The sequence below is a fragment of the Eubacterium ruminantium genome (assembly GCF_900167085.1).
Classification (GTDB): Bacteria; Bacillota; Clostridia; order Lachnospirales; family Lachnospiraceae; genus Eubacterium_Q; species Eubacterium_Q ruminantium.
Genome location: NZ_FUXA01000012.1, coordinates 16,677 through 40,792, shown reverse-complemented (window position 1 = coordinate 40,792; position 24,116 = coordinate 16,677). Strand labels below are relative to the sequence as shown.

18 protein-coding genes are annotated in these 24,116 nt (G+C 37.2%); 2 read left to right on the top strand and 16 right to left on the bottom strand.

Translation table 11 applies throughout. The annotated features are described in order from the left end of the window. Positions 1–26 precede the first annotated feature (26 nt). On the bottom strand, positions 27–944 hold the full coding sequence (locus B5D25_RS09860; protein ID WP_078787799.1) for a magnesium transporter CorA family protein: 918 nt from the start codon (positions 942–944) through the stop codon (positions 27–29). 112 nt (positions 945–1,056) lie between these two features. On the opposite strand from B5D25_RS09860, the gene B5D25_RS09855 reads away from it, so the two are divergent. Then, positions 1,057–2,367 carry an alpha-amylase family glycosyl hydrolase gene (locus B5D25_RS09855; RefSeq protein WP_078787798.1) on the top strand — a complete coding sequence of 437 codons (1,311 nt, stop codon included), beginning with the start codon at positions 1,057–1,059 and terminating at the stop codon, positions 2,365–2,367. Positions 2,368–2,451: 84 nt separating this feature from the next. Here the strand turns inward: B5D25_RS09855 and B5D25_RS09850 are convergent, their stop codons facing one another. The 13 genes from B5D25_RS09850 to argC all read right to left on the bottom strand — a co-directional run bounded on the left by B5D25_RS09850 (position 2,452) and on the right by argC (position 20,040). Continuing rightward, positions 2,452–4,641, bottom strand: a complete 2,190-nt coding sequence (locus B5D25_RS09850) for a MurT ligase domain-containing protein (RefSeq protein WP_078787797.1) — start codon at positions 4,639–4,641, stop codon at positions 2,452–2,454. Positions 4,642–4,679: 38 nt separating this feature from the next. Further along, entirely contained in the window at positions 4,680–5,666 is a 987-nt protein-coding gene (locus tag B5D25_RS09845) for a GH25 family lysozyme (RefSeq protein WP_078787796.1), read from the bottom strand. A 3-nt stretch (positions 5,667–5,669) separates the two neighbouring features. Further along, the gene (locus tag B5D25_RS09840) at positions 5,670–7,754 is read right to left on the bottom strand and encodes an ABC transporter permease subunit/CPBP intramembrane protease (protein WP_078787795.1); all 2,085 of its coding nucleotides are present in this window, start codon (positions 7,752–7,754) and stop codon (positions 5,670–5,672) included. Then, the gene (locus tag B5D25_RS09835; RefSeq protein WP_078787794.1) at positions 7,738–8,508 is read right to left on the bottom strand and encodes an ABC transporter ATP-binding protein; all 771 of its coding nucleotides are present in this window, start codon (positions 8,506–8,508) and stop codon (positions 7,738–7,740) included. Before B5D25_RS09835 ends, B5D25_RS09840 begins: the two co-directional genes overlap by 17 nt. 526 nt (positions 8,509–9,034) lie before the next feature. Beyond that, positions 9,035–10,669, bottom strand: coding sequence for a class I adenylate-forming enzyme family protein (locus B5D25_RS09830; RefSeq protein ID WP_078787793.1), 1,635 nt, complete (start codon positions 10,667–10,669; stop codon positions 9,035–9,037). Between the two features lie 38 nt (positions 10,670–10,707). Then, positions 10,708–11,277, bottom strand: coding sequence for an indolepyruvate oxidoreductase subunit beta (locus B5D25_RS09825; RefSeq protein ID WP_078787792.1), 570 nt, complete (start codon positions 11,275–11,277; stop codon positions 10,708–10,710). 1 nt (position 11,278) lies between these two features. Continuing rightward, a complete protein-coding gene (gene iorA, locus B5D25_RS09820) occupies positions 11,279–13,024 on the bottom strand; it encodes an indolepyruvate ferredoxin oxidoreductase subunit alpha (RefSeq protein WP_173472763.1) in 1,746 nt (581 codons plus the stop codon). 54 nt (positions 13,025–13,078) lie between these two features. Continuing rightward, positions 13,079–14,803 carry an alpha/beta hydrolase fold domain-containing protein gene (locus B5D25_RS09815; RefSeq protein ID WP_078787791.1) on the bottom strand — a complete coding sequence of 575 codons (1,725 nt, stop codon included), beginning with the start codon at positions 14,801–14,803 and terminating at the stop codon, positions 13,079–13,081. Positions 14,804–14,956: 153 nt separating this feature from the next. Then, positions 14,957–15,646, bottom strand: a complete 690-nt coding sequence (locus B5D25_RS09810; protein ID WP_078787790.1) for a response regulator transcription factor — start codon at positions 15,644–15,646, stop codon at positions 14,957–14,959. A gap of 12 nt (positions 15,647–15,658) precedes the next feature. Continuing rightward, the gene (locus B5D25_RS09805; protein ID WP_078787789.1) at positions 15,659–16,330 is read right to left on the bottom strand and encodes a helix-hairpin-helix domain-containing protein; all 672 of its coding nucleotides are present in this window, start codon (positions 16,328–16,330) and stop codon (positions 15,659–15,661) included. Between the two features lie 215 nt (positions 16,331–16,545). Beyond that, entirely contained in the window at positions 16,546–17,433 is an 888-nt protein-coding gene (gene argB / locus B5D25_RS09800) for an acetylglutamate kinase (protein ID WP_078787843.1), read from the bottom strand. A 98-nt stretch (positions 17,434–17,531) separates the two neighbouring features. Beyond that, complete coding sequence (gene argJ / locus B5D25_RS09795) at positions 17,532–18,764, bottom strand: bifunctional ornithine acetyltransferase/N-acetylglutamate synthase (protein ID WP_078787788.1); 1,233 nt, start codon at positions 18,762–18,764, stop codon at positions 17,532–17,534. A gap of 166 nt (positions 18,765–18,930) precedes the next feature. Continuing rightward, positions 18,931–20,040: an N-acetyl-gamma-glutamyl-phosphate reductase gene (gene argC / locus B5D25_RS09790; RefSeq protein WP_078787787.1), complete on the bottom strand. Its 1,110-nt coding sequence runs from the start codon at positions 20,038–20,040 to the stop codon at positions 18,931–18,933. A gap of 300 nt (positions 20,041–20,340) precedes the next feature. Between argC and B5D25_RS09785 the strand changes: the two genes are divergently transcribed. Next, entirely contained in the window at positions 20,341–22,113 is a 1,773-nt protein-coding gene (locus B5D25_RS09785) for a hypothetical protein (protein ID WP_078787786.1), read from the top strand. 109 nt (positions 22,114–22,222) lie between these two features. Here the strand turns inward: B5D25_RS09785 and B5D25_RS09780 are convergent, their stop codons facing one another. Together B5D25_RS09780 and B5D25_RS12900 are read right to left on the bottom strand one after the other, a co-directional pair. Next, positions 22,223–23,656 carry a cell wall hydrolase gene (locus tag B5D25_RS09780; RefSeq protein ID WP_159444145.1) on the bottom strand — a complete coding sequence of 478 codons (1,434 nt, stop codon included), beginning with the start codon at positions 23,654–23,656 and terminating at the stop codon, positions 22,223–22,225. A 270-nt stretch (positions 23,657–23,926) separates the two neighbouring features. Next, positions 23,927–24,116: hypothetical protein (locus tag B5D25_RS12900; protein WP_207651171.1), on the bottom strand; the 190-nt coding region annotated here is incomplete at its 5' end.

Below are 24,116 nucleotides of genomic sequence, written 5' to 3'. Positions count from 1 at the left end.
AATGTGTTTATTCTTTTATAAAGACTTTATAACCATTTTTTCTTCCTAAAGAAAATAAGACTTAGCACAATAATTGCGATACTCACAAGTATCACTATCGGATATCCCCATCGCGATTCTAATTCCGGCATGTATCTGAAATTCATACCATACCATCCTGCAATAAGTGTAAGCGGCATGAAGATAGTCGTTACAACTGTAAGCAGTGTCATAATCCTATTCTGTTTTATATCCATTTGTGTATGATAAAGATCTCGTATCTGGACCGTGTAATCCCGAATGGAATTTGCAGTATCATGAAGCCTTGTCATCCTGTCGGTGAACAGTCTGAAATATCTGGTATTCTTTGCTTTGAAGAAATTATTTTCATTTTCTTCAAACTCCTGACCAAGATCTATAAGCTGCTCATAATGAATCCGTAATTCTCTTATATCACCACGTATCTCATTTACTCTCTCTAAATTTGCATTTTTGGCATCATCAAGAATATCACTCTCGATCTCATCAAGTTCTTTCTCATATTTCTCGAGTATCGAAAGATCTCTTGCAATTATAAGTTCCAGGAAGTCGTAAATAAATCTTTCGAGACAAGGAACCTTCCATCTCTTACGACCTTTTATCCTTTTTACCATTCTTTCAACAACACCTGTCGGATCGATGAAAACAATACCTTTTTCATCGATAGCAAATGCATATTTATATTCATTATCAATTATATTACGTCTGCTTGGAATACAAAATGTTCCGGTCAAAGAGTCAAAATTCACTTCTGCTTTGGTATTGTGAATCTCGTCGGTATTTATATCCATCTCGATTCCGATATCAAAACTGGCCTGTTCTTTCTTCCATTCTTCGGGAGACAACACTACAACGTATTGATATTCACCATTATGAACCTCTTTGCCGTCACATTCTTCAAGTGTAGATTTTATTAAATAATACATTTTTCCACCTTTTAACCTTTAATATACATTAGGTAGTATATCATTTTTTGCAATAACAATCAAAAAAATGTATAATTAAACACAATAATTTTACAAAGGAGGAGACGATATTATGTGGTACGAAGAAAGTGTATTTTATCAGATTTATCCTCTCGGATTTTGCGGTGCACCATTTGAAAATGATGGCAAGCTCTGCCACCGTATCAAAAAAGTCAGTGACTGGATCCCTCATATGAAAAAACTCGGAATAAATGCAATATATTTTTCTCCGGTTTTTGAATCCGATACACATGGTTACAACACCAGAGATTATAAACTTATCGACAAAAGGCTTGGAACAAATGACGACTTTGCCGAACTCTGCGATGAACTCCATAAAAATGATATCAAAGTCGTTCTTGACGGAGTTTTCAATCATGTCGGCCGCGGTTTCTTTGCGTTTTTGGATGTTTGCAAAAATAAATGGGATTCGCCATATACAGACTGGTTCCATCTGTCATTTGACGGAAATTCCAATTATAATGACGGTTTCTGGTATGAAGGATGGGAAGGCAATTATGACCTTGTCAAATTAAACCTCAGAAATGAAGAAGTTATAAATCATATATTTGATGCTATTGACTTTTGGGTAGAAAAGTTCCACATTGACGGATTACGTCTCGATGTTGCTTATTGTCTGGACAGAGACTTTACTCACCGCCTCAGGGAAAAAGCTAATTCCATAGGAAATGATTTTCTTCTCCTTGGTGAACTTCTCCATGGCGATTATAATCAGTTCGTAAATGACGGCATGCTTCACAGTGCTACAAATTATGCATGCTACAAAGGACTTTATTCAAGTTTCAATTGCATGAATATGTTCGAGATAATCAATACTCTTATCCAGCAGTTCGGTCCTGAAAACTGGAGTTGGTACAGAGGAAAACATTTCCTTTCATTTGTTGATAATCACGATGTCACAAGAGTTGCCAGTATTCTTAGCAACCCAAATCATCTTCCTCTGATTTATACACTTATGTTCTGTATGCCCGGAATTCCATCTGTTTATTACGGCAGTGAATGGGGTGCAACAGCCAGAAAAGAAGACGGCGATCCTGCTTTAAGAGCATCATTTGATAAGCCGGAGTGGAATTCTTTGACTGATCATATTGCTAAACTTTGTGAGATCAAAAAAAGCAGCATTGCTCTCAACTATGGTTCCTTTAGATCAATTCATCTGACCAACCATCAGTGTATATTCGAAAGATGGTTTGATAATGAGCGTCTTTTAATAGCAATAAATGCATCAGACCAGCCATATACAGCACATTTTGATGCAGGATGCGGAACAGCATTCGATCTCTTATCGAAAACAACGCATGATTTTGGCGGTGGTTCAACACTTCAGCCTTACAGTTCCCATATATGGAAAATGGAACAGTAGACCGCAAGGTCTACCGTTCCATTTTTTAATATACTTATCTTATATCTTCAATGAATGTTATGATCTTGATATATAGACATCATTCTAATATTCGCATTTAGGATCATGGAATTCCTTCACACGTCTCTTATATGCTCTGTCTATCTCTTTCTTGAATGCCGTCTCAGCATTATCGATTCCCATAACCTCTCTCATCAAATATTTTGTAAATTTAGGATTAAGAGCAAGGAAAGGACCAACCAGATATGTAGCAAAAAGATTCTGATCATGGATACCTTCAAGATAACTGTCCTTATCCATTCCCATTCCTTTATCAACTTCGATAAATGAAAGGGGTTCATCAACATCTGTTGCCTGTGTAAACTGTGTCTTAAATCCTACTATCTCAAGATCACCGAAATGTCCTCTTACGAGACTGTTAAGTCTATTCATTCTGTCTCTCTTCGCAGAGAAATCATAAAGTCCGAGACACTCTATACGGCTTCCGTCTTCATTTTCAATATAGTTACCCAGAACTTCCACAGCATTTGATGTAAATAATATTGCTGTTCCTTCATTTTTTTGTCTGACGAGCGCATCTTTATATTCCTTCAGCTTATTGATGACCATTTCCTGTTTTTTCTCAGTCATGGCACCAAGATAAATCATATCCACATCATGATCTGCGAAGTATGGCTTCTCTGTAAATGATGTAAACTTAAATTCAGCTTCAGGAAGACAAGCTTTAAGATACTTAATATTACTGCTGTCTCCGAAGAGATTACAAAATTCAGGGAATAAAACTTCAATCGTCTTATCCTTACCTTTTGATGCAGGATCAAGGATTGGTTTCCCCGGAGCAAATGTCTTTCTGTAGTCTTTTATATATGCTGCAGCTTTTTCAGAAACATTTCTTTCACCGTTTCTGAGTCTTTCTGCAAGTCTCTTCTGAACCGCCTGTGCAAAATGTGTTGTATATATATCATGCAGCACAAAAACCTTCTCGATTCCGTTAAGATCAACCAACTCACCGGTCTTAACATCATCATCTATTGAAAGTATCTTATCTTCAGGAATACCTGCAAGAAGTAATCTGAGTTTAAGATCATATTGTCTTTGTCCACCGATAACGATCTGCTTTATAGAATGATCGTTCAGGAATTCAAAGTCCGTATCAAAGAACCAGGCAATATTTTCACTGGTTTCTTTTCTATCGAAAAAGTCATCGATAATAAGAACAACCGACTTGTTGCCATCTTCTTTTCTTACGAAATCGCAAACTCGTGAAACAGCTACCGGATTCTGTCCTTTTGCAACATAATTGATAAGATGAACATTTTCTTCAACCATCTCATCATATCTTGTTCCGGCAATCTTCATATTTTCAAATGAAGCTGTGATTCTCTTAATTGCTACTCCGAACTCCATCAAAACAGCAACAGCCGTGATCTGATTATATACATCTGTTATATTATCGCCGAGAAGCTTAATATCGAAATTTCCTTTTGGAGTTCTAAGATATAATCTTCTATTCTCAGCATCTATCTTTTCAACTGCATAATCAAATTCCGCAGGTGAACCAAATCCACAATTCGGACATTTCACCTTACCGATATGATTATATCTGATATATTCATAATCAAGTCTTGTACCACACTCAGGACAAGCTATCATATCACGGATGATATTATTGGTTTCATCCATATATACGGATCTGTCTTCTATACCAAAATAAACTCTTTTATTCCCAGGACAAAGATGACTGCTGAGTGGATCTTCTCCATTTAAAACAAGCCTTGTTTCCTTAGGAATAGTCTGATTAAGAATATCAAAAATATATTCCGAATGCGCATTTCTTCGATATGAATCTCTGAAAAGATTTGTTACGGCAAGTATCTTTGGTTTTACATAAGGGAAAATCTTCGTTGTCATTCTCTCATCAAGCTCAAGAACGGCATACTGCTTTTTCATTCTTCCCTTCATATCAGAGTTCTTAACAAATGCTGTTACAACTCCGGATGCGATATTGCCGCCGAATCTGTTATCTATAAATTGAAGCTTTGTATCAGCAAGAACATCATCAATAAGATTTGATACTGTAGTCTTGCCATTAGTTCCCGTAATTCCTACAACCACCTTCGGCTTATCAATCTTCTCAAGGAAATCAGGACAAACCTTAAGTGCCTGATTACCCGGAACATGGGTTGCATTCTTTCTTGCAAGTTTAAGACCTCTTATAAGTGCCTTAGTTCCCACAAGTGTTGCATAGAACTTAGGACTCTTTTTACTACTCATTTTATTTCCACCTCTTCAATCAAGTATCGCTGACCATATTAGCGCATCCAAACGGAAATATCAACATCTCCTTCAACTCCCGGACAACTTCCGTATGGAGTATACTGCCAACCTGCCATTACATATGGGAAGTCAGGATTATCATATGCAGCAAGCCAGAATTCATAATCCTTAAGCTGCTCTAAGTCCATATTGAGAAGGAACCATCCGTGGCTCGCATAGATTATAGGTGTATATCCTGCTGATCTGACAGTCTCGCAAAATCCCTTGATAGCACTTGTTCTGTCTTCAATGCTGATGTCATTTGCACGAACCGTATCATCTGTATAGATATACTCTGTATCAACAACGATTGCTTCTATCTTACCGTGATTCTTAAGGTTCTCGATGGCAAACTTAGCCTCTTCAACACCTTCATCATAATTAATTGCCTCTGAGAAGAAATAAGGCATAACCTCAAGTCCTGCTTTTCTGGCATTATCGAAATGATTAGAGAACTTAGGGTCAAGATTAAGACTTCCCTTGGAACCATATCCTCTGAAACCAAGTCTTACAACAGCTACGGAAACTCCGGCATTCTTAACCTTCTTCCAGTCGATCTCATTCTGATAATCCGAAACATCGATGGCAACCCTGGACGTTTTCTCGCCATTTTCAACATGATAAAGGAAATTAGTTGTTCCATTATCATCATAAACAAAATCATTTTCAAAATCGAAATTATTTCTTTCGATATTCGGACTGATCTTTACAAGTTCACAATCCGGATATTCTCCGAAAAGAACATATGCTTTATGGAGATATTTAACATAGTTATCCTCAACTGCCACTGCAATCTCGGAATCTCCAAACGACATTTCATACGGAAATTCATACTTAAGTGCTACCGGTTTACCTGACTTTTCGTCAAAAAGCTTCTTTCCGAAAATGAAAAGAAATACTCCTTCCACGGCAACAATTACAGATAAAATGATACACCACCACGTTAACCTTATTATCTTGCTTCTTTCATTTGGTGTTCCCATATTTTATGAAACAGCAGTCTCATTTGACTTACTGCTTTTCCTCCTTAATATTATAATGCCTACAACCATGAGAATAACTCCGCCAACAAATACCGCAGCCCCAATTCCCAAATTGAAATACTGATCATCGAGGAACGGCATTACCTTTAATACCGCATTCGGATAGTGATAAGCCACTACCGAAAATGCATTATTCGCAAAATGCATAAGCATCGACGGAAAAATGCTGCCCGTATAGTATACCACAACACATAGCATTGCGCCAAGTAAAGCCGTAACAAAAAATCTTGCCAGACTCATATGATATATTCCGAAACATACTGCCACAAAAATAATTGCAGGCACTATTCTGTATTTCTTTCTGGCCGCTGCAAAGATATAACCTCTGAACATCATTTCTTCGCATACCGCCGGCAAAAGTGCGACCACAAAGAGGGTTAACAAAAAGCCGTTATCCAAGATTTCATTCACACTATCATCCGCTGCGCTTCTGCTCGATGGGAAGAGCTGCGAAACTATACTGCTTATTATCATTCCGACAAAAATAGTACCTGTGATAAGCAAGATGCTTCCCAGCACTTTAACAGGTTTACATTTTTTGAAACTGTATGTTTCCTTTAAATCTTTCTTGGTATATATACTCATCAGAAGCGGAATCATAACGATTATCAGCTGCGTGCCGATAACGCCATATATTCCAAATGAAGTCTGCAGCAGTCCTCCCACATAAATAACAAGCACAAATACTACAAGGAGAGTGAACCAGGCATCCGAAACCGTCGGAACACCACCCTTTTTAAGATTGCTTCTCTTCTCAAAAAGCTGAAGTCCGCCTCTTCCGTCATTAAAGAGTATCGACTCGCTGTCATAAATCTTACTGAGGAGCATGATCGCGAGGAATGCATAAAGCACATTACTGAGAAGAACCATAGCCACAGAATTAACCGTTATCTTGAAGATAAGAAGGTTCTTGATGAGAAGACATATATTTGCAACCGGAACAAGTGCCATCACTCCATCAAGGCTTACATTTGGTACAAATCCGATATAACCTGTAAATAAAACCACCATCATAAGCGGAGTGATGTAATTGTTGGCCTCTTTATAACTTTTTGCAAATGAAGTTACGCACATTGTTATCGCACTTATAAAAAGCGAAAATGCAAGTATCGCTATGATTCCGATCAGAATCGCAGGCAGAAAACTTATAACGCTTGTATTTCCCAGATGAATGAGCCCGTTATCCTTCATAATCTTCGTCATATAGATAACTATACTTCCCAGAGAAATGATATTTAATAAAGCTGAAATAAGTCCGATAAGCGCAACCGTCAGGAATTTTCCGATTATCATCTGTCTGTTGGTAACAGGAAGTGTCAAAAGGGTTTCAAGTGTTCCTCTTTCTTTTTCACCCGCTGTTGTATCTATAGCCGGATACATTGTTCCCATAAGAAGACTGATGATAAGAAGGAACGGAAGGACAGATCCCAGTATACTTCCCACAGACTGCTTACCACTGGCCACATTTTTATATTTATAAACAATAGGATTCAAAACATATTCAGCATCCAGATTTTCATCCAAAAGTATCTTTTTACTCTTTTTCTTATTCATTTCTTCCAGTTGCTTATAGACTATCTCCGATGCATAATTTGAATTAGTCGAAGAAGAAAGGTAATAAACATTATACTGAATTCGTCCCTCTATATCCGTATCCTTAGTATTTGACTGTGTCTTACATTCTACATAAACATCAATATCTTCTTTTTTTACATCAGCCTCGTAATCATGTCCTCCTTCGGCATGAGTTATCTTAAGAACATATTTCTTATCCGAGAAGTTGCTGTTACCGGTGAGATAATCATAGAATTCACTCTTATCTTCTTCAGCATCAATAACAATATTATATGTACTTGTTTCCAGGTTATCCTGTACAAATGACATTATTCCCAAAGCCGCAATAAAAATGAGCGGATACAGAATAACCGGCACCACCAGCATCATGATCACGGTCTTTTTATCACGAAGAACATCCAGGAGTTCTTTCTTGAAGAGAGTTCTTATAATCTTATTATTCTTGTTCTTCATTATCCAGATCCTCCCTCTCCACTATTACATTAAATGCATCTCTCATATTGTCCGTGCCCGTTTCCTTCTTAAGTTCATCAGGCGTGAGATTGCATATGATACGGCCTTTATTGATCATAATAATCCTGTCGCAAAGGTACTCGGCCTCCTCCATATAATGCGTTGAATAAATAACCGTCCTGCCTCTATCCTTCTCACCCTTCATAAACTTTGTTATGGCAGCACTGCTGATGATATCAAGCCCGAGAGTCGGCTCATCAAAAATATATATTTCCGGATCATGGATAAGGCACCTTGCTATTGCAGCCCTCTGTGTCTGTCCTGTTGAAAGTTTCTCAATACGGTTATCAATAAATGATTCCATATTAAGAAGTTCCTTTATCTTATCTATCCTCTCTGCTATCACTTCATCAGAAAGCCCGTAAATAGTACCAAACATTGTCAGAAGTTCTCTTGCAGAAAGTCTTCCGTATAACTTTGTGTTGCCGGAATGATATCCTATATGTCTCCTTAACTCAACAGGATCTGTGATCTCTTCATCAAGACTTATATAAACTTTACCCGATGTAGGTTTCATCAAACTTGCAAGCATACGAAGAAGAGTCGTTTTTCCTGCCCCGTTTGGACCAAGTATTCCGACTATCTCCCCTTTATTTACCGACAGTGAAATTCCATCCACCGCATTAAATTCTACTTTTTTATTCTTTTTTTCATTTCTTATGAATGTTTTTACAAGATTATCAGCACTGATCATAAATACCCCGAACCTCATACATATGATTATCAGGCCACCGGATCCTGAACGTCCCGGAAGCCTAAAGCAATATAAATTAAATATAAAATATTATATCATATACTGTATAATTTCGCACCGATGTAAGACTTCTAAACTATCGGAATCCGGATGAAATAATTTTAGACATAAAAAAACTGCAAGTTCTCCATCTTGCAGTTTTATGATAACACGCCCCCACAACGTAACCTAGCCCTCTCACATGTTCCGAACGTGAACAACTAAGTTTTAATTTATACTCATTATACCATTTATTAAGAAAATCGCAATACTTTTTTGTTTATTTTCCGTGTTTTTTGATATATTTCTTAATATTTGTTAATATTTTATAAGAAAATCGGCATGAATTATCTTTATGTAAACCAACTTTTGTTGTTTATGACAGCACTATATGTTGATTTCAAAATATAAAAGTGCCGGAGTTATACTCCGGCACCGTAAATTCACTTATTATATTCTGTCGCACAAATAATTAAGTATTTATTTCTTAGCTGTTATTCTCTTCTGCTACAAGATTCACTGTACCATACATCTCGCGAAGCTTTGGTTTTTCAATCTTACCTGTTGCATTTCTAGGAACATCAGCGAAGATTATCTTACGAGGTCTCTTATATCTTGGAAGTTCCATACAGAATTCATTTATCTCTTCTTCTGTTGCCATCTTTCCTTCTTTAAGCTGAACTATGGCTGCTGAAATTTCTCCAAGTCTCTGATCTCCGATTCCTATAACAGCTACATCCTGAATCTTATCATTCTTCATCATAAAGTCTTCGATCTGAACAGGGTAAATATTTTCACCACCGCTTATGATGACATCTTTCTTACGGTCAACAAGCCAGATAAAACCATCTTCATCAAGCTTAGCCATATCTCCTGTGAATAACCATCCATCCTGAAGACATTCTTCTGTAGCTTTCTTATTATGATAATAGCATTCCATGACTCCGGGACCTTTAACAGCAAGTTCTCCGACTTCACCTTTTGCTACTTCATTTCTTGATTCATCAACTATCTTCGTCTCCCATCCATAACCCGGGATACCGATAGCTCCAACCTTATGAATATTCTCAACCCCAAGATGAACGCATCCGGGACCGATTGATTCTGAAAGGCCGTAATTGGTATCATACTGATGATTAGGGAATATCTTCTTCCATCTTGAGATAAGACTCGCAGGAACAGGCTGTGCACCTATATGCATAAGTCTCCACTGATCAAGACTGTAATCATCTTTATTTAACTGTCCGCTTTCAAGGGCAATAAGTATATCCTGAGCCCAAGGAACAAGAAGCCAAACAATTGTACAATGTTCTCTGCTTACTGTATCAAGAACATATTCAGGACTTGTTCCCTTAAGGAGAACAGCTTTGCTTCCTGAGATAAGACTTCCAAACCAGTGCATCTTTGCGCCTGTATGATAAAGAGGCGGGATGCAAAGGAATACATCATCATGAGTCTGTCCATGATGAGCCTGCTCAACCTTTGCAGAATGTGAAAGGCTTCTGTGTTTATGAAGGATTGCCTTAGGAAATCCTGTTGTTCCGGATGAGAAATAAATTGCTGCATAGTCATCATCTGTAAGTTCAATATCAGGCGATACGCTGCTGCAATTTACAGTAAGTGATGTATAATCTTCCGCAAATGAAGGGCATCCGTCACCAACATAAAGAAGACTTACCTTCTTAGAGATTTTATCTGCAATACTTTCCATTCTTCCGATGAATTCCGGTCCGAATATAAGTATATCCACTTCAGCCAGCTTCGCACAATATTCAATCTCGTCAGCTGTATATCTGAAGTTAAAAGGTACTGCTATGGCACCTGTCTTAAGTACACCGAAATAAATCGGAAGCCACTCAAGGCAGTTCATAAGAAGTATACCTACTTTATCATTTTTCTTTATTCCTCTGGAAAGAAGAAGATTTGCAAAACGGTTAGCTTTCTCATTGAAAACGCTCCATGTTATCTCTCTTCTATATGGTTCAGCCTCACTTGGCTGAATAAGATCAAACTCTTTCCATGTAATTCTTCTTCGCTCTGTAATAGCCGGATTTACTTCAACAAGAGCTATCTCGTCTCCGTATTCTTTGGCATTTCTTTCCAAAAGCTCTGTTATTGGCATTTTAACATTCTCCCTTATTCATTATAACCTTCATAATATTACATTTCATATCCGGCATGGAAAGCTTTGAGATTGATATCAACAGTCTTTGCAGGAACTGTATTCTTAATAACATTCTCCCACTGTTCTACCGAATAATCCATGTGTCTTGCGGCCATACCAAGAACGATAACATTGAATGTTCTTGTATTTCCGATTTCCTTAGCCTTATTCATGGCATCGATGGAATAAACTTTGTATTTTGAAGAAAGCTCTTCAATTATACCTTCCGGATATTCTGCTGCTCCGGTTATAACAGGCATTGGATCTATACGCTGATCATTTACTATTATTACTCCGTCTTTCTTAAGGAAATGTGCATATCTCTTTGCTTCAAGTCTCTCGAATGCGATGAGCACATCCGCACATCCTTCTTCAACTATAGGTTCAGCAACTTCTTCGCCATATCTAACATATGTAACAACGCTTCCACCTCTCTGAGCCATACCATGTACTTCAGAAAGTTTTACATCATAACCTGCATCAAGTGCGAGTCCTCCGAGAATACGGCTTGTAAGAAGTGTTCCCTGTCCGCCTACTCCAACTATGATAATATTCTTTACTGCCATATTACTCACCTCTCTTTTTAAGTGAAATAGCATCGAACGGACAATTCTTCATACAAAGTCCGCAGCCATTGCACATTGTATCATCTATAACTGCCTTGCCTGTTTCTTTATCCTTCTTTATAGCTGGACATCCGGCAACAAGGCACTTACCACATTTACGGCATTTATCAGGATCTACATAACATTTACCCTGTGGAATATAGTCCTTAAGAAGAGCACAAGGTGACTGAGCAATGATAACTGAAAGCTCATCTCTTGCAACTTCTGTTTTAACAACCTCTTCAAACTTCTCAAGATCATATGGATCAACTACTGTTACATGGTTAATGTTCATAGCCTTGCAAAGCTTTTCAAGATCTATAGCATATGTTGTCTCACCATTTAACATCTTTCCTGTAGCAGGATTATCCTGGTGCCCTGTCATACCTGTTGTTGAGTTATCAAGAATGATAACTGTTCCGGTAGCTTTGTTATATGCCATATTCATAAGTGAATTCACACCTGTATGAAGGAATGTGGAATCACCTATAACTGCAACCCAGTTCTTAACAAATTCACTTCCCTTAGCCTTCTCCATACCATGAAGCATAGAAATGCTGGCACCCATACAAAGAGTAGTATCAACTACATTTAACGGTGCAACTGCGCCAAGTGTATAACATCCGATATCACCTGAAGCATGGATCTTAAGCTTCTTAAGAACGGAGAATGTTGCTCTGTGAGGACAACCGGGACAAAGGATAGGAGGTCTCATAGGAACAGCCGCTGCCGACTCAGCCTCAACCTTCTCACCGAGGATTGCTTCACGGATCATATTTGCACTGTATTCTCCCTGGATTGTAAATATCTCTTTACCGATACATTTTACTCCCCATGACTTAACCTGCTCTTCAATAACAGGTTCAAGCTCTTCAACGATATAAAGAGTATCTACCTTTGAAGCAAATTCAAGAATAAGATTTTTTGGAAGTGGATTAACAAGTCCGAGTTTAAGGATTGATGCATTTGGAAGAACTTCCTTAACATACTGATAAGGAATACCGCTTGTGATAACACCAATCTTTGTATCGTTATATGTTACTTTATTTACATCTATTGTACATGCATCTTCAGCAAGACGATTGGTTCTTGCTTCAACAACAAGATGTCTTCCCTTTGCATTTCCCGGCATCATGATATTCTTTGCCGGATTTCTCTCATATGGCTTATCATCAGGTTCTACTCTGTCTTCAAGATTAACAAGTCCCTGAGAATGTGCAAGTCTTGTAGTAGTACGTACGATAACAGGTGTATCATACTCCTCCGATATCTCAAATGCTCTCTTTGTAAAAACTCTTGCTTCTTCAGAATCTGAAGGCTCGAGTACAGGAACGCAAGCTGCTCTTGCAACACGTCTTGTGTCCTGCTCATTCTGCGAGCTGTAAAGTCCCGGATCGTCAGCTGCGATCATTACAAGACCACCATTTGCTCCTATATATGAAACTGAATAAAGCGGATCAGCAGCAACATTAACACCTACGTGTTTCATGGCACACATTGCTCTTACACCTGAGATAGATGCACCTACGGCAACTTCTGTTGCAACCTTTTCGTTTGGCGCCCATTCAGCATAAATTCCATCATACTTAACAAGATATTCACTTACTTCTGTACTTGGCGTACCCGGATATGCAGAGGATACTTTTACTCCTGCTTCATAAGCACCTCTGGCAATCGCCTGATTACCAAGCATAATCTTCTTTTCCATTTATTTCCTCCTATTAAACTGTGTTGAACACAGATAGTATTAAATTTGTTATACTCACACTTTGATCAAATGTCCGTCTCTATACAAACGGTATCTTTCTTCGCCGAGTCTGAGTCTTATCAATCTGTCTCCACGGATGTGGTTATTGTATAAGATCCTTATCCTTATGGAGTTCTTCCATTTCTTCGAAACCTTTATATTACTAAATACCGATTTTTCCGTAACAACCTCATATGCAACATTCCAAAGCGGAATATCCTTTCTCGGATCATTTACATGAAGACGGTATTTCTTATAATCTACGTCATTTTTTCTGGAGTACATATTCTTACGAACCATTCCTCCATAACTCGGAGCATTAAATACAATCTGTGCCCCGGGATATCTGTTATATATTTTCTCGATAAATCTAACTACTTCCTTCGATGTTCTGTAAAGGAAAATGTCCCTGCAAACAAAAAGAAGTCCAAATCCAATATCGCATTCTATATCATCAAGCCATTTCATATCATCCACTGACTTAACTATCGTATGTTCCCTTTCGGAATCTTTATCATACTTCTTCCTGATTGAAATTTTTCCCGGAGTATCGAGGTTATACCAGTTCACTCTTCCGTTATCAAGTCTTTTAAACATAGTATCAAGACTGCATCCAAGATATACTATGGTTGACATCGGGTACTGAAGTATAAACTTACTCACCTCATCGTCAAAAGCCCTCATCGTTGCAGCCTTGGTTATATCTATAAATTCATTTTCTTTTTTGTATTTTGTATATGAAATACTGTTGTTAACAAGGTATTTAGTAGCCAGATTATCTTTAAATATCTCTGAATACTTCTTAGACCATTCGCCTCTTTCCTTTATCTCATACATATACTGATCTATGATCCTGTGTCTTGTATCAGATATCAGATCTGCCATGATCATCCTTGCATGAAGTGTTTCATCAAGCTTATTATCATGATAAAACTTGTGATGCATTCTCGGGAATTCGAAATAACTCACATGAAGCCCCGCATTCTCAATCTTTCTTGCAAGCTCTCTCGCATAACAATTGAAAATATCATCCGTTCCGGAAATGATTATTACATTATCACAAAGTTCTCTTAAATCCTCATAAATCGGGCTTGTATATTCTGTCTGACCTGCATATTCCTGCACCCAGTATTTGTTGACAAATTCCTTATATCCTTCGCTGAAATAAATACCATCATCATAATACGAATTCAGAAGTATTTCTTCAAAAGTCTTATCAAAGAATTCCGAATCTACTTCAGGCGACAAAAGAAGAAGTTTATCCGGAAGAGTAATTCCTTCTTCCCACAAATGAAGAGCAAGCGATAAAGCAAGTCCTGCTCCTACTCCCGATCCTGCCAGAATGATATCTGTTATATGCTTTTTATGAACAAGATTCTCATAAACAGCTGCAAGCATCTTAAGAGCCTTTCGACATCCTGCTTCAGGCGCTATAGGATACATGGGAATGCAAAGATTCATTCCGGTTTCTTTTGCCAGATGCAATACAAAACTATACTCATCCTTAGTGATTGGCATACAATAGTCGCAATCATAAATATACAGAATATATTTACCTGTATTGTTCATTTCAGGCATGACAAAACAGCATTTTCCATCTCCTACATCTTCTTTCTTAAGAGTAATATCCGGATCCCCCTCAACGATATAGCTGTCAGGATTAATGCTTTCTCTTCTTTTCATCTCTTCTCGAAATATCTGTTCTGCTGACTTTTTTTGCAACTTTGCAAGTTTTGACATTCCTGTCTCTCCCTTACTGATAAGACAATATTTTAAAAAGCTTTGTCATTTAAACCCGTATCTAAGTATTATAAGATATATTAAGTTTTAATGCAATAAGTAAGGCAGAGGCTTTACAACTTCCACCTCTGCCTTAATATTTTTAAGTTTAAATCAATCTGCGAAATAATATCCAACTCCCCATTTTGTATGGATGAATTTTGGATCCGCCGGATGTTCTTCTATCTTTTCTCTAAGTCTTCTTACATGAACATCAACCGTTCTCGCATCTCCCGGATAAGATGAACCCCAGATAGTTTTAAGAAGTTCGTCTCTTGAATATACCTTATTGGGATTTGAAACAAGAAGAAGCACAAGGTCAAATTCCTTTGCTGTAAGACTAGCTTCTTTTCCATCTATAAATACTCTTCTGCTGTCAAGTTCAAGCTTAAGGCCCTTTTTCTCGATCACATTATCCTTCTGAGCTTTCTGTCCGTCATTCTTGGAATTTCTTCTGAGAATTGCTTTTATTCTCGCCTTAACCTCAAGGATATTAAATGGTTTTGTAATATAATCATCCGCTCCGTATTCAAGACCAAGAATCTTATCCATATCTTCGCCCTTAGCTGTGAGCATTATGATCGGAACATCAGAGAATTCTCTGATCATCTGACAAACTTCAAGTCCTGTGAATTTTGGAAGCATGATATCAAGAAGGATCATATCATAAGAATTCTCCTTAGCCTTATTTATGGCCTCTTCTCCATCATAAGCTGTATCCACTTCCATATCATCTTGTTCAAGACTGAATCTAAGTCCTTTGACAATAAGTTTTTCATCATCGACAACAAGTATCTTTTTCATCTTTTTCCCCTTTTAAATAATGATCATGTCCTTTATTTTCTCAAAAATATTGTCCTTGATCCCCTTAATATTTTTTATCTCCTCAATACTTTTAAAGCCACCATTATCATCTCTGTAACTGATTATATCTTCTGCTCTGCTTTCCCCGATTCCGGGTAATGTCATAAGAAGATTTTTATCAGCCGTATTGATATTAACCTTCATATTGGATTCTTCCGTAAAATTTCTCTCATTCGGAGTATCTTTTCCTTCGTTAGAAAAACCCGTCATTATCTCTTTACTTAAGTTTGTTTTAAGCGAATCATCCTCTTCAGGAAAATAAATCCTCATCCCGTCCTCTAATCCGGCCGCAAGATTTATATATCCATGAAGTGCATTTTCATCATATCCGCCCGCTGCATCCAAAGCATCATTCACAATACTCCCTTCAGGAAGTATATATACCCCTTCATTTCTGACCGCACCACATACATAAACCCGAACCGTCCCTATCTTAGAATGATCTTCGGTAGTTTCTTCCGTCAGATCATAACCGGTCGTTAATGTACTATCGTCTTTATCTTCAGTCAATTGTGATTCGGTATCCGTTTTTGATGTGTCGTCAACTTTAAGAGATGTATTGCTGCAACCATAAAGAAATACAGTCAATAGTAAAATGACTGTAACAATTCTGATTTTTTTCAAATATACATCATCCCTCGATTTATCTTGATTTTTGATCTAATCATCGGGAAATTTGTTAATTCAACTTTTTCAGAGCTAAACTTATTGTAACGAAATTGAAACATTTATTCAATACGATTTTTCATATTTATAAATGTATTTATATATTTTTAGGACATTTAAACATTTTAAAACCGGCACTTAAATATGCGCCGGTTTTAATCTTGTCAATATATTTAGAATAATGGATCCTTAAGGATAGCAGTACCGATACCTTTTTCAGTAAAGAACTCAAGTAAAAGGCAATGCTCTACACGACCGTCAAGGATATGAACTCGCGAAACACCATTCTTAAGTGCTTCAATACAGTTCTTAAGCTTAGGCATCATTCCGCCTCCGACAACACCTTTCTCGATGAATTCTTCTGCTTCTGCAACATTCATCTCTGAAACAAGTGTCTTCTTGTCGCTTGGATCAACATATACACCTTCAATATCTGTAAGGAATACAAGTTTTTCTGCATTTACTGCTGATGCGATAGCACATGCACAGTCATCTGCATTTATATTATATCCATGGAAATCATCACCAAGACCGATAGGTGCGATTACAGGAATAAAGTCATCCTGAATAAGTGTATCAAGGATCTTTGTATCTGAAGATGTAACTTCACCTACATATCCGATATCTTTTCCGTCAGCTGTCTTCTTGTGTGTCTGAAGAAGACCTGCATCTTTTCCGCTTATACCTACTGCCTTAAGTCCAAGCTGAGTCATCATCGCAACAAGGCTTTTATTTACCTTATTAAGAACCATCTCAGCTACTTCAAGAGTTTCCTCATCTGTAACACGAAGTCCGTTAACAAACTCTGACTGCTTATTGATCTTGCCAAGCCATTTATTGATCTCCTTACCACCACCGTGTACGATGATTGGCTTAAGACCTATAAGCTTAAGAAGGGCAACATCTTTAATAACATTATATTTAAGATTCTCATCAAGCATTGCGCTTCCGCCGTACTTTACTACTATAGTACTTCCGTTAAAACGCTGAATATAAGGAAGTGCTTCACTCAGTGTCTGAGCTTTTGCAAGCACCTTATCTAAAGAATCATTACTAACCATACTATTATCCTCCGCGTTTCTCTCTAATTCCTGTTCAAATCTGTATATCATAGCTCACACCTCATTACTTTATCACTAAAAATTTTACGAATCAATAACTATGAACGATAATCAGCATTGATCTTAACATAATCATATGTAAGGTCACAGCCCCATGCTGTAGCCTCTCCGTCGCCTTCATGAAGTATACATTCTGCAACTATCTCATCAGGCTGAAGAACTGAAAGAGCTTCTTCTTCTGAGAATTCAGGAAGCATACCGTCAGCGATAAGTTTGATTGAACCATTTTTACTACTGAGTATGATGTCAGTATGATCCGGATCGAATTCCGCTCCGGAGTAACCCATTGCGCAGAAAAGACGTCCGCAGTTTGCGTCCATACCGAATACAGCCGCCTTAGTAAGGTTTGAAGTGATAACAGACTTAGCAAGAATACGTGCTGTCTCATTATCCTTTGCACCTGTTACATGACATGTGAAAAGTCTTGTTGCACCTTCACCGTCTTTTGCAATATTTTTAGCAAGGAATTCAGCAACTGTGAAAAGTGCATTCTTAAATTCCTTAAGATCTTCACCTTCCGATGTGATCATTTCATTTCCTGCAAGTCCGTTTGCAAGAAGCATAACTGTATCATTTGTGGATGTATCTCCGTCAACCGATACCATATTAAATGTATCATCAATTACTTCTCTGATAGTCTTAAGCGCTATATCATGTTCAATAGCAACGTCTGACATGATGAATCCGAGCATTGTTCCCATGTTTGGATGAATCATTCCGGAACCCTTACACATAGCGCCGATTGTACATGTTTTTCCACCTGCTTCAAAAGTAACAGCAATTTCCTTTGGCTGTGTATCTGTTGTCATGATAGCCTTAGCAGCTTCATGCGCTTCTTCAACACTGTCTGTAAGCTTTGAAACAAGTTCATCAACTCCACCGCAGATCTTATCAACAGGAATCTGTGGTCCGATAACACCTGTAGATGCTGTAAGAACTGTATTTGCAGGAATACCGAGGGCTGCACCGACTTTTTCAGCTTCTGTCTTGCAGCTTAAAAGTCCCTGCTCGCCTGTAGCAGCATTTGCAATACCTGTATTTACTATAACAGCCTGAGCCTTCTTAACATTATATGCTATATCCATGTCCCATTTAACAGGAGCAGCTTTTACAATATTTCTTGTAAAAGTTCCGACACATACTGCAGGAACCTCACTTACTATAAGTGTAAGGTCTCTGTTTGTTCCCTTTGGCTTAATACCAACTCTTGTACTGGCACATTTATAACCCTTTGCAGCTGTAACGCCGCCGGAAATAACCTTAACTGACATTTTATCTCTCCTTTTATTCTAACCGTTTATCCTGACTTTATTTTGATTATGTCTCATGACCGTTTATTTCAATCATTTGTTACGACTATGTGCTATAACCGTTTATTCAGGATTAAATCTAACTATATGATCTAACTGTTTAAACTATTTAATCTGCGTTTCAGATTTATGGAAATACAGGTGGCATCAGAAGTCCTTCATTTTCAGGAAGACCAAAGATAAGATTCATATTCTGAACTGCCTGTCCTGCTGCACCCTTAACCATATTATCAAGAGCTCCACATACAACGATGCGTCCTGTTCTCTCATCGATCACAAAATTAATATCTACGTAGTTACTTCCTTCAACCCATCTTGTCTCAGGCATAACTCCCTTATTCAGTACTCTGATGAACTGCTCATTCTTATAATACTTATCATAAACAGCCTTAACATCATCATAAGTATATTTGTCATTTAACTTAGCATAACATGTTGCAAGGATTCCTCTGTTCATAGGAACAAGATGAGGAGTGAAATTAATAAGAAGAGGATTTCCGCCTGCATTCTTGTCACTTATACATTCCTGACCTACTGTTGAAAGATCCTTTGATGTATTTCCTGCAAGAAATGCATATCCAAGCTGCTCTTCTATCTCAGGTGTATGTCTGTGAGTTGTAACACCGTAAGCTTTAATACTTTCATTAACTTCACAGTAAAGGTTAGCAAGTTTTGCACTTCTTCCTGCTCCTGAAGTTCCTGACTTAGCATCAATAACTATTGTATCTGTATCAACCATATGCTCTCTTACAAGAGGATAAAGTGAAAGGATTGATGTTGTTGTATAGCAACCAGGGTTTGCAACAAGTCTTGCGCCCTTTATGCTTTCACGATTAAGTTCGCAAAGTCCGTAAACAGCCTCATCGATATACTGCTTCGCCTTGTGATCTATCTTATACCATTTCTCATAAACATCAGTATCCTTAAGTCTGAAATCGGCTGAAAGATCGATAACCTTTGCGTTCTCAAGTATATTTTCATTTATTACTCCGGCAAGATATCCCTGTGGTGTAGCTGTAAAAATGACATCTGCCTTCTTGCAAAGTTCATCAAGATTATCATCCATACATGCAGCATCAACTATTTCAAACATATTTCCATATACACTGCTGTATGCTTCATCGACATAACTTCTTGATCCATACCATACTATCTCTGCATCCTTATGTCCGAGAAGTATTCTTACCAGTTCCTGACCGGCATATCCTGTTGATCCAATAATACCTGCTTTGATCATTTTTCTGCTCCTTTTTCCTGAAATATATATTTATCCGGCATCCTAAACGGATGTATTTCAAAAGTCTTTAGACCACGATTATAATCTCACTGTGAATAATATGCAAGCATTTATTGATTTTATTCATAAAAAATCCGTCAAATATACATTATATTCATGTTTTATGCATTAATTTTGCATATTATTATAAACTTATTCGTTTTTTTGTGTCTTTCTGTTTCTATTTGTAAATTTATTGCTGAAATCCATATATCATTGTATAATTTTTGTGAGGGCGAAAAGGATTTAGGAGGACACAGCATGATCAACTTGAAAAACAAAAAAAGATTTGTCATACCAATGACACTCTTACTCTCATTGACTATGACTTCATGTGGCAAAAAGGCCAAAAAAATCGATGATTATGATAATTCAAATTCATCAACTGAAGAAATAGCAAGTACAGAGGAAGATTCTACAACCAATCCAACAACCGATAAATCCGGTTCTTCTCTTTGGATTGAGCACATTAACGGCGATGAAAGTAAGGGCTATCCCGAAATATTCATCAATTCAAGTCTAAGAGACATTTCCAAATACAAATTAACAACAAGCACAGTAAATGTCCCTCATTTCGATAAGGAATTTCGTAAAAACATCTGCGAAAAAGCTTTCGATTCAGGAGATATTGAAGTCTATGATTACGATCATATGACCAAAAAACTCTATGATGATAAAATCTCACTTTATCAGCACGTTTTAAGTTACTATGATGATAACTCTTCAAACACGGGAATCATGTCTAATTATTATGAAACATATGATAGACAGACAATGCCTGTAGAAACCAGCGAAGTATTTTCTAAGGATAAGATCGAGTATGACATTGACAAACTTAACACTGATAAAGAAAAAGCTCCTGAAACAATAGAAAATGATTATACATACGATGGATATCTGGGCAAGATAAATGGTGAAGAATACTATGTTCATTTTGGTAACAGAAATTTCGACGAATATGTAAGCTCACCTGAAACATACCAGACCAACAACAGAGTTGTTACTATAATGAAGAAAGATCTTGCCGGATCTTATGTCTTCCATGATTATCCGGATGAGATTAAAGCTCAGGCAGATGCAACCAACACTCCTCTTCCGGAGCATGATGAAGCATTTGAAAATGAATTTTATGATTCAATAGTCGATAACGATTCAACAGTTATGGTCCCTGAAACTACAATCTATCAAAAGGGTGAAGACGGGGTATTTATTCACGTTCCTGATGAATATTTCGCTCCATATTCTCCGAAAAACTCTGATGAGGAAGAAGCATTAAGCAAAGCAGATGCCTTTTTGGATAAACTTGGTTTTTCTGATTACAAAATCCAGAATTCAGGCACTCTTACATGGACAAGCTCTATTTCTCCGGGATTATTCTATATAAATGATTATAAATTCCTACCGCTTACTAAGTATGCAAGAGATTTTACAGGAGGATATACCTTCATATACAGATTTGATTTCGGTAGCGATCTGGAAGAAATAGCAGCTGAAGCTCTCAGCTTACATAATTATACAGACGACGGCGATGTGTTTAATTTCAACTCATTTATCAAGGTTTATGTTAATGATAACGGAGTACTCGGATGCCATATAATTAATCCTATGACTCTTGTAAAAAATCAGGATGTAGATAAAACCATAAGTTTTGAAGATATGCAGAATATTGTTCGTGAAAGTGTATCAGACAAATCATTATGGAATAATCCTGCTACATTAAATCCAAATATAGAATTAAAAGATATTGTATTTACAGAATTCCCAATCAAATCAAACGATTCTGATACGGAATATACTTACACACCTTGCTACATCATTGGTAACTTATCTATTAATAATATGATTCTCAATAATTCAGGATTATCGACGGATAATACATCCAAAACTCCGGTAATCATCATAAATGCAATTGATGGAAGTATAGTTTCTGTAAAAGATTCCCTTGATGAATATCCTATCGGTGCAAATAATGCAAATGTGGGAACATCAGGTTATTATGATAAGACATGGCCAATGTTCCATAAAACACACTAAGGAATATTCCTATGATTTATAAATTAAATATAAAATGTTTTATTCAGATTGAATTATGTACAACAAAACCCCGGGTTTTCCCGGGGTTTTAGTTATTATAGACTCTATATTATTCTGTAAAGAAACAATGATTGCCAATTATCTCATAATCATTAAGTTCTGATGTATCGATATTCCAAGTTGGTCTGAAGCTTGTATAATTCTTTATATTATTCTTTCCGCCAACAGCTGCATAAACAGCACTGAGTGTTGTATCAGGCGCTCCATTCTTTAATGCATCATCAAATGCCCATGTTTCAGTTGCTGTGAACTGATTTTCAGCATAAATAACATCACTTAATGATCCGCCCCAGCCATTGTTAAGTCTGTTGAGCACAACATTTGCCACTGCAAGCTGACCTTCATATGACTCTCCGCCTGACTCTGCATATACTATTGCAGCAAGTAACTTAATATCATCGACAGCAAATCCGCCTGCAGCATGATAGCCATCTACTTCTTCAGGTTCAGGTTCAGCTTCTTCTTCCTCTTCAACCTTTTCCTCTATCACTTCTTCAGTAGTAGCTTCTTCAGTATCTTCTTCCTCTGTAACTTCTTCAGAAGACTCTTCTTCAGTTACTTCAGTTACTTCAGTATCATCAGGAGTCTCTTCCTTAGAGCTACCATCCTCATTTGACGCTTCTTCAACGACCTTTTCATTTTCAGCAACAAGGATATTATTTCTTCCTTCAAGGACTTCATTCATATCATCCATGGAAAATGCTTCAGGAAATCCGTCAACAACTTTAACATCATCAACAGATACATATCCGTATGCACCGTCTGCAAGTCTTATACATTTGATCTGATCATTACTTGAATGAACCGATATCTCGAATGTTCTGTCTTTATCAACCGTGATAATAACATTGCCATCATCACTTCCGGAATCCTTAACTCCAACAGCATTTTTAATAACAGCTATCTTTGTTGCGTATTTTTCAGCTGATGAAGTAGCTTCCTTATCAGCCAACACGTCTTCAGCTTTAACATAACCTGTAACTTTACCGGAAACTATCTTATACCAGTCTCCTTCTTTTTTATCAATCTTTCCGGCTGCTCCTTCATACATGCAACCTACTATCTCGCTATCATCTGAAGCCTCTGCTCTAATATTGGAGGTAACCACTTTACAAATGACCTTTCCGGCCATGTTGTACTTGATTTCAGTAATAGGTTTAACTTTAACAGGTTCCTTGTTGATATTCTTCTCCTGACCTGCGTCTTTTGCCTTACTGCTTTCAGTTTTAATGCTCTCGCCAATGCCGGTGGCAATTGCTCTTGTCATCAGCTCATTATCAGCGACAGATTTTTCTGACTTTCCCTTACTTTTATTGCCATCAAGACCTTTAAGGGAATCTACAGCAAAAACGGCAAGAAATACAACTGCTACTGTGATCATAAGTACCAGTGTATTTCTCACCATAAATCTTGTATTGAAAACATTCTTTCTTAAATTGATTTTTAATCTCTGAAGTTTCAGCTTATTTCTTCTGCTTATCATAAATAGTCTAAACCCGGAAGCACGTAACATTTAGCTAAGCATTATGTAAACCATTTAACCACTAACTATATGTAAAACCGTACTTTATATCCTTTTGTTTTTAAATATATTTCAAATTATGTTAATTTGTTACATTTCTGTTACAAAAGGAATAATATCACTATATAGTACTTCTGTCAAGTTTAACAATGTTTTAGCGCTGGAGTATGCGATTTTTTATGCAATTAGTATATATTGGTATTGAATTAGGTATAAATTGCACAAAAGATATTATTCAGGACTTACCTGCTGATTTTCATAGAAGCATGCATACTGCTCTCTAAGATACTCAGGGAAATTACCTAAATTATTAATACCGTTCATAGCTGCCTGCTGGTTCTGATTATATCCATTCATCACTGCCTGCTGTGACTGGTTATAGCTGTTCATCACCGCCTGCTGGTTCTGGTTGTATCCATTC

What these genes read in the sequence shown, in the direction of transcription:
- B5D25_RS09860 (WP_078787799.1), bottom strand. Translation starts at nt 944, where the DNA reads ATGTATTATTTAATAAAATCTACACTTGAAGAATGTGACGGCAAAGAG.
- B5D25_RS09855 (WP_078787798.1), top strand. Translation starts at nt 1,057, where the DNA reads ATGTGGTACGAAGAAAGTGTATTTTATCAGATTTATCCTCTCGGATTT.
- B5D25_RS09850 (WP_078787797.1), bottom strand. Translation starts at nt 4,641, where the DNA reads ATGAGTAGTAAAAAGAGTCCTAAGTTCTATGCAACACTTGTGGGAACT.
- B5D25_RS09845 (WP_078787796.1), bottom strand. Translation starts at nt 5,666, where the DNA reads ATGGGAACACCAAATGAAAGAAGCAAGATAATAAGGTTAACGTGGTGG.
- B5D25_RS09840 (WP_078787795.1), bottom strand. Translation starts at nt 7,754, where the DNA reads ATGAAGAACAAGAATAATAAGATTATAAGAACTCTCTTCAAGAAAGAA.
- B5D25_RS09835 (WP_078787794.1), bottom strand. Translation starts at nt 8,508, where the DNA reads ATGATCAGTGCTGATAATCTTGTAAAAACATTCATAAGAAATGAAAAA.
- B5D25_RS09830 (WP_078787793.1), bottom strand. Translation starts at nt 10,669, where the DNA reads ATGCCAATAACAGAGCTTTTGGAAAGAAATGCCAAAGAATACGGAGAC.
- B5D25_RS09825 (WP_078787792.1), bottom strand. Translation starts at nt 11,277, where the DNA reads ATGGCAGTAAAGAATATTATCATAGTTGGAGTAGGCGGACAGGGAACA.
- iorA (WP_173472763.1), bottom strand. Translation starts at nt 13,024, where the DNA reads ATGGAAAAGAAGATTATGCTTGGTAATCAGGCGATTGCCAGAGGTGCT.
- B5D25_RS09815 (WP_078787791.1), bottom strand. Translation starts at nt 14,803, where the DNA reads ATGTCAAAACTTGCAAAGTTGCAAAAAAAGTCAGCAGAACAGATATTT.
- B5D25_RS09810 (WP_078787790.1), bottom strand. Translation starts at nt 15,646, where the DNA reads ATGAAAAAGATACTTGTTGTCGATGATGAAAAACTTATTGTCAAAGGA.
- argB (WP_078787843.1), bottom strand. Translation starts at nt 17,433, where the DNA reads ATGGTTAGTAATGATTCTTTAGATAAGGTGCTTGCAAAAGCTCAGACA.
- argJ (WP_078787788.1), bottom strand. Translation starts at nt 18,764, where the DNA reads ATGTCAGTTAAGGTTATTTCCGGCGGCGTTACAGCTGCAAAGGGTTAT.
- argC (WP_078787787.1), bottom strand. Translation starts at nt 20,040, where the DNA reads ATGATCAAAGCAGGTATTATTGGATCAACAGGATATGCCGGTCAGGAA.
- B5D25_RS09785 (WP_078787786.1), top strand. Translation starts at nt 20,341, where the DNA reads ATGATCAACTTGAAAAACAAAAAAAGATTTGTCATACCAATGACACTC.
- B5D25_RS09780 (WP_159444145.1), bottom strand. Translation starts at nt 23,656, where the DNA reads ATGATAAGCAGAAGAAATAAGCTGAAACTTCAGAGATTAAAAATCAAT.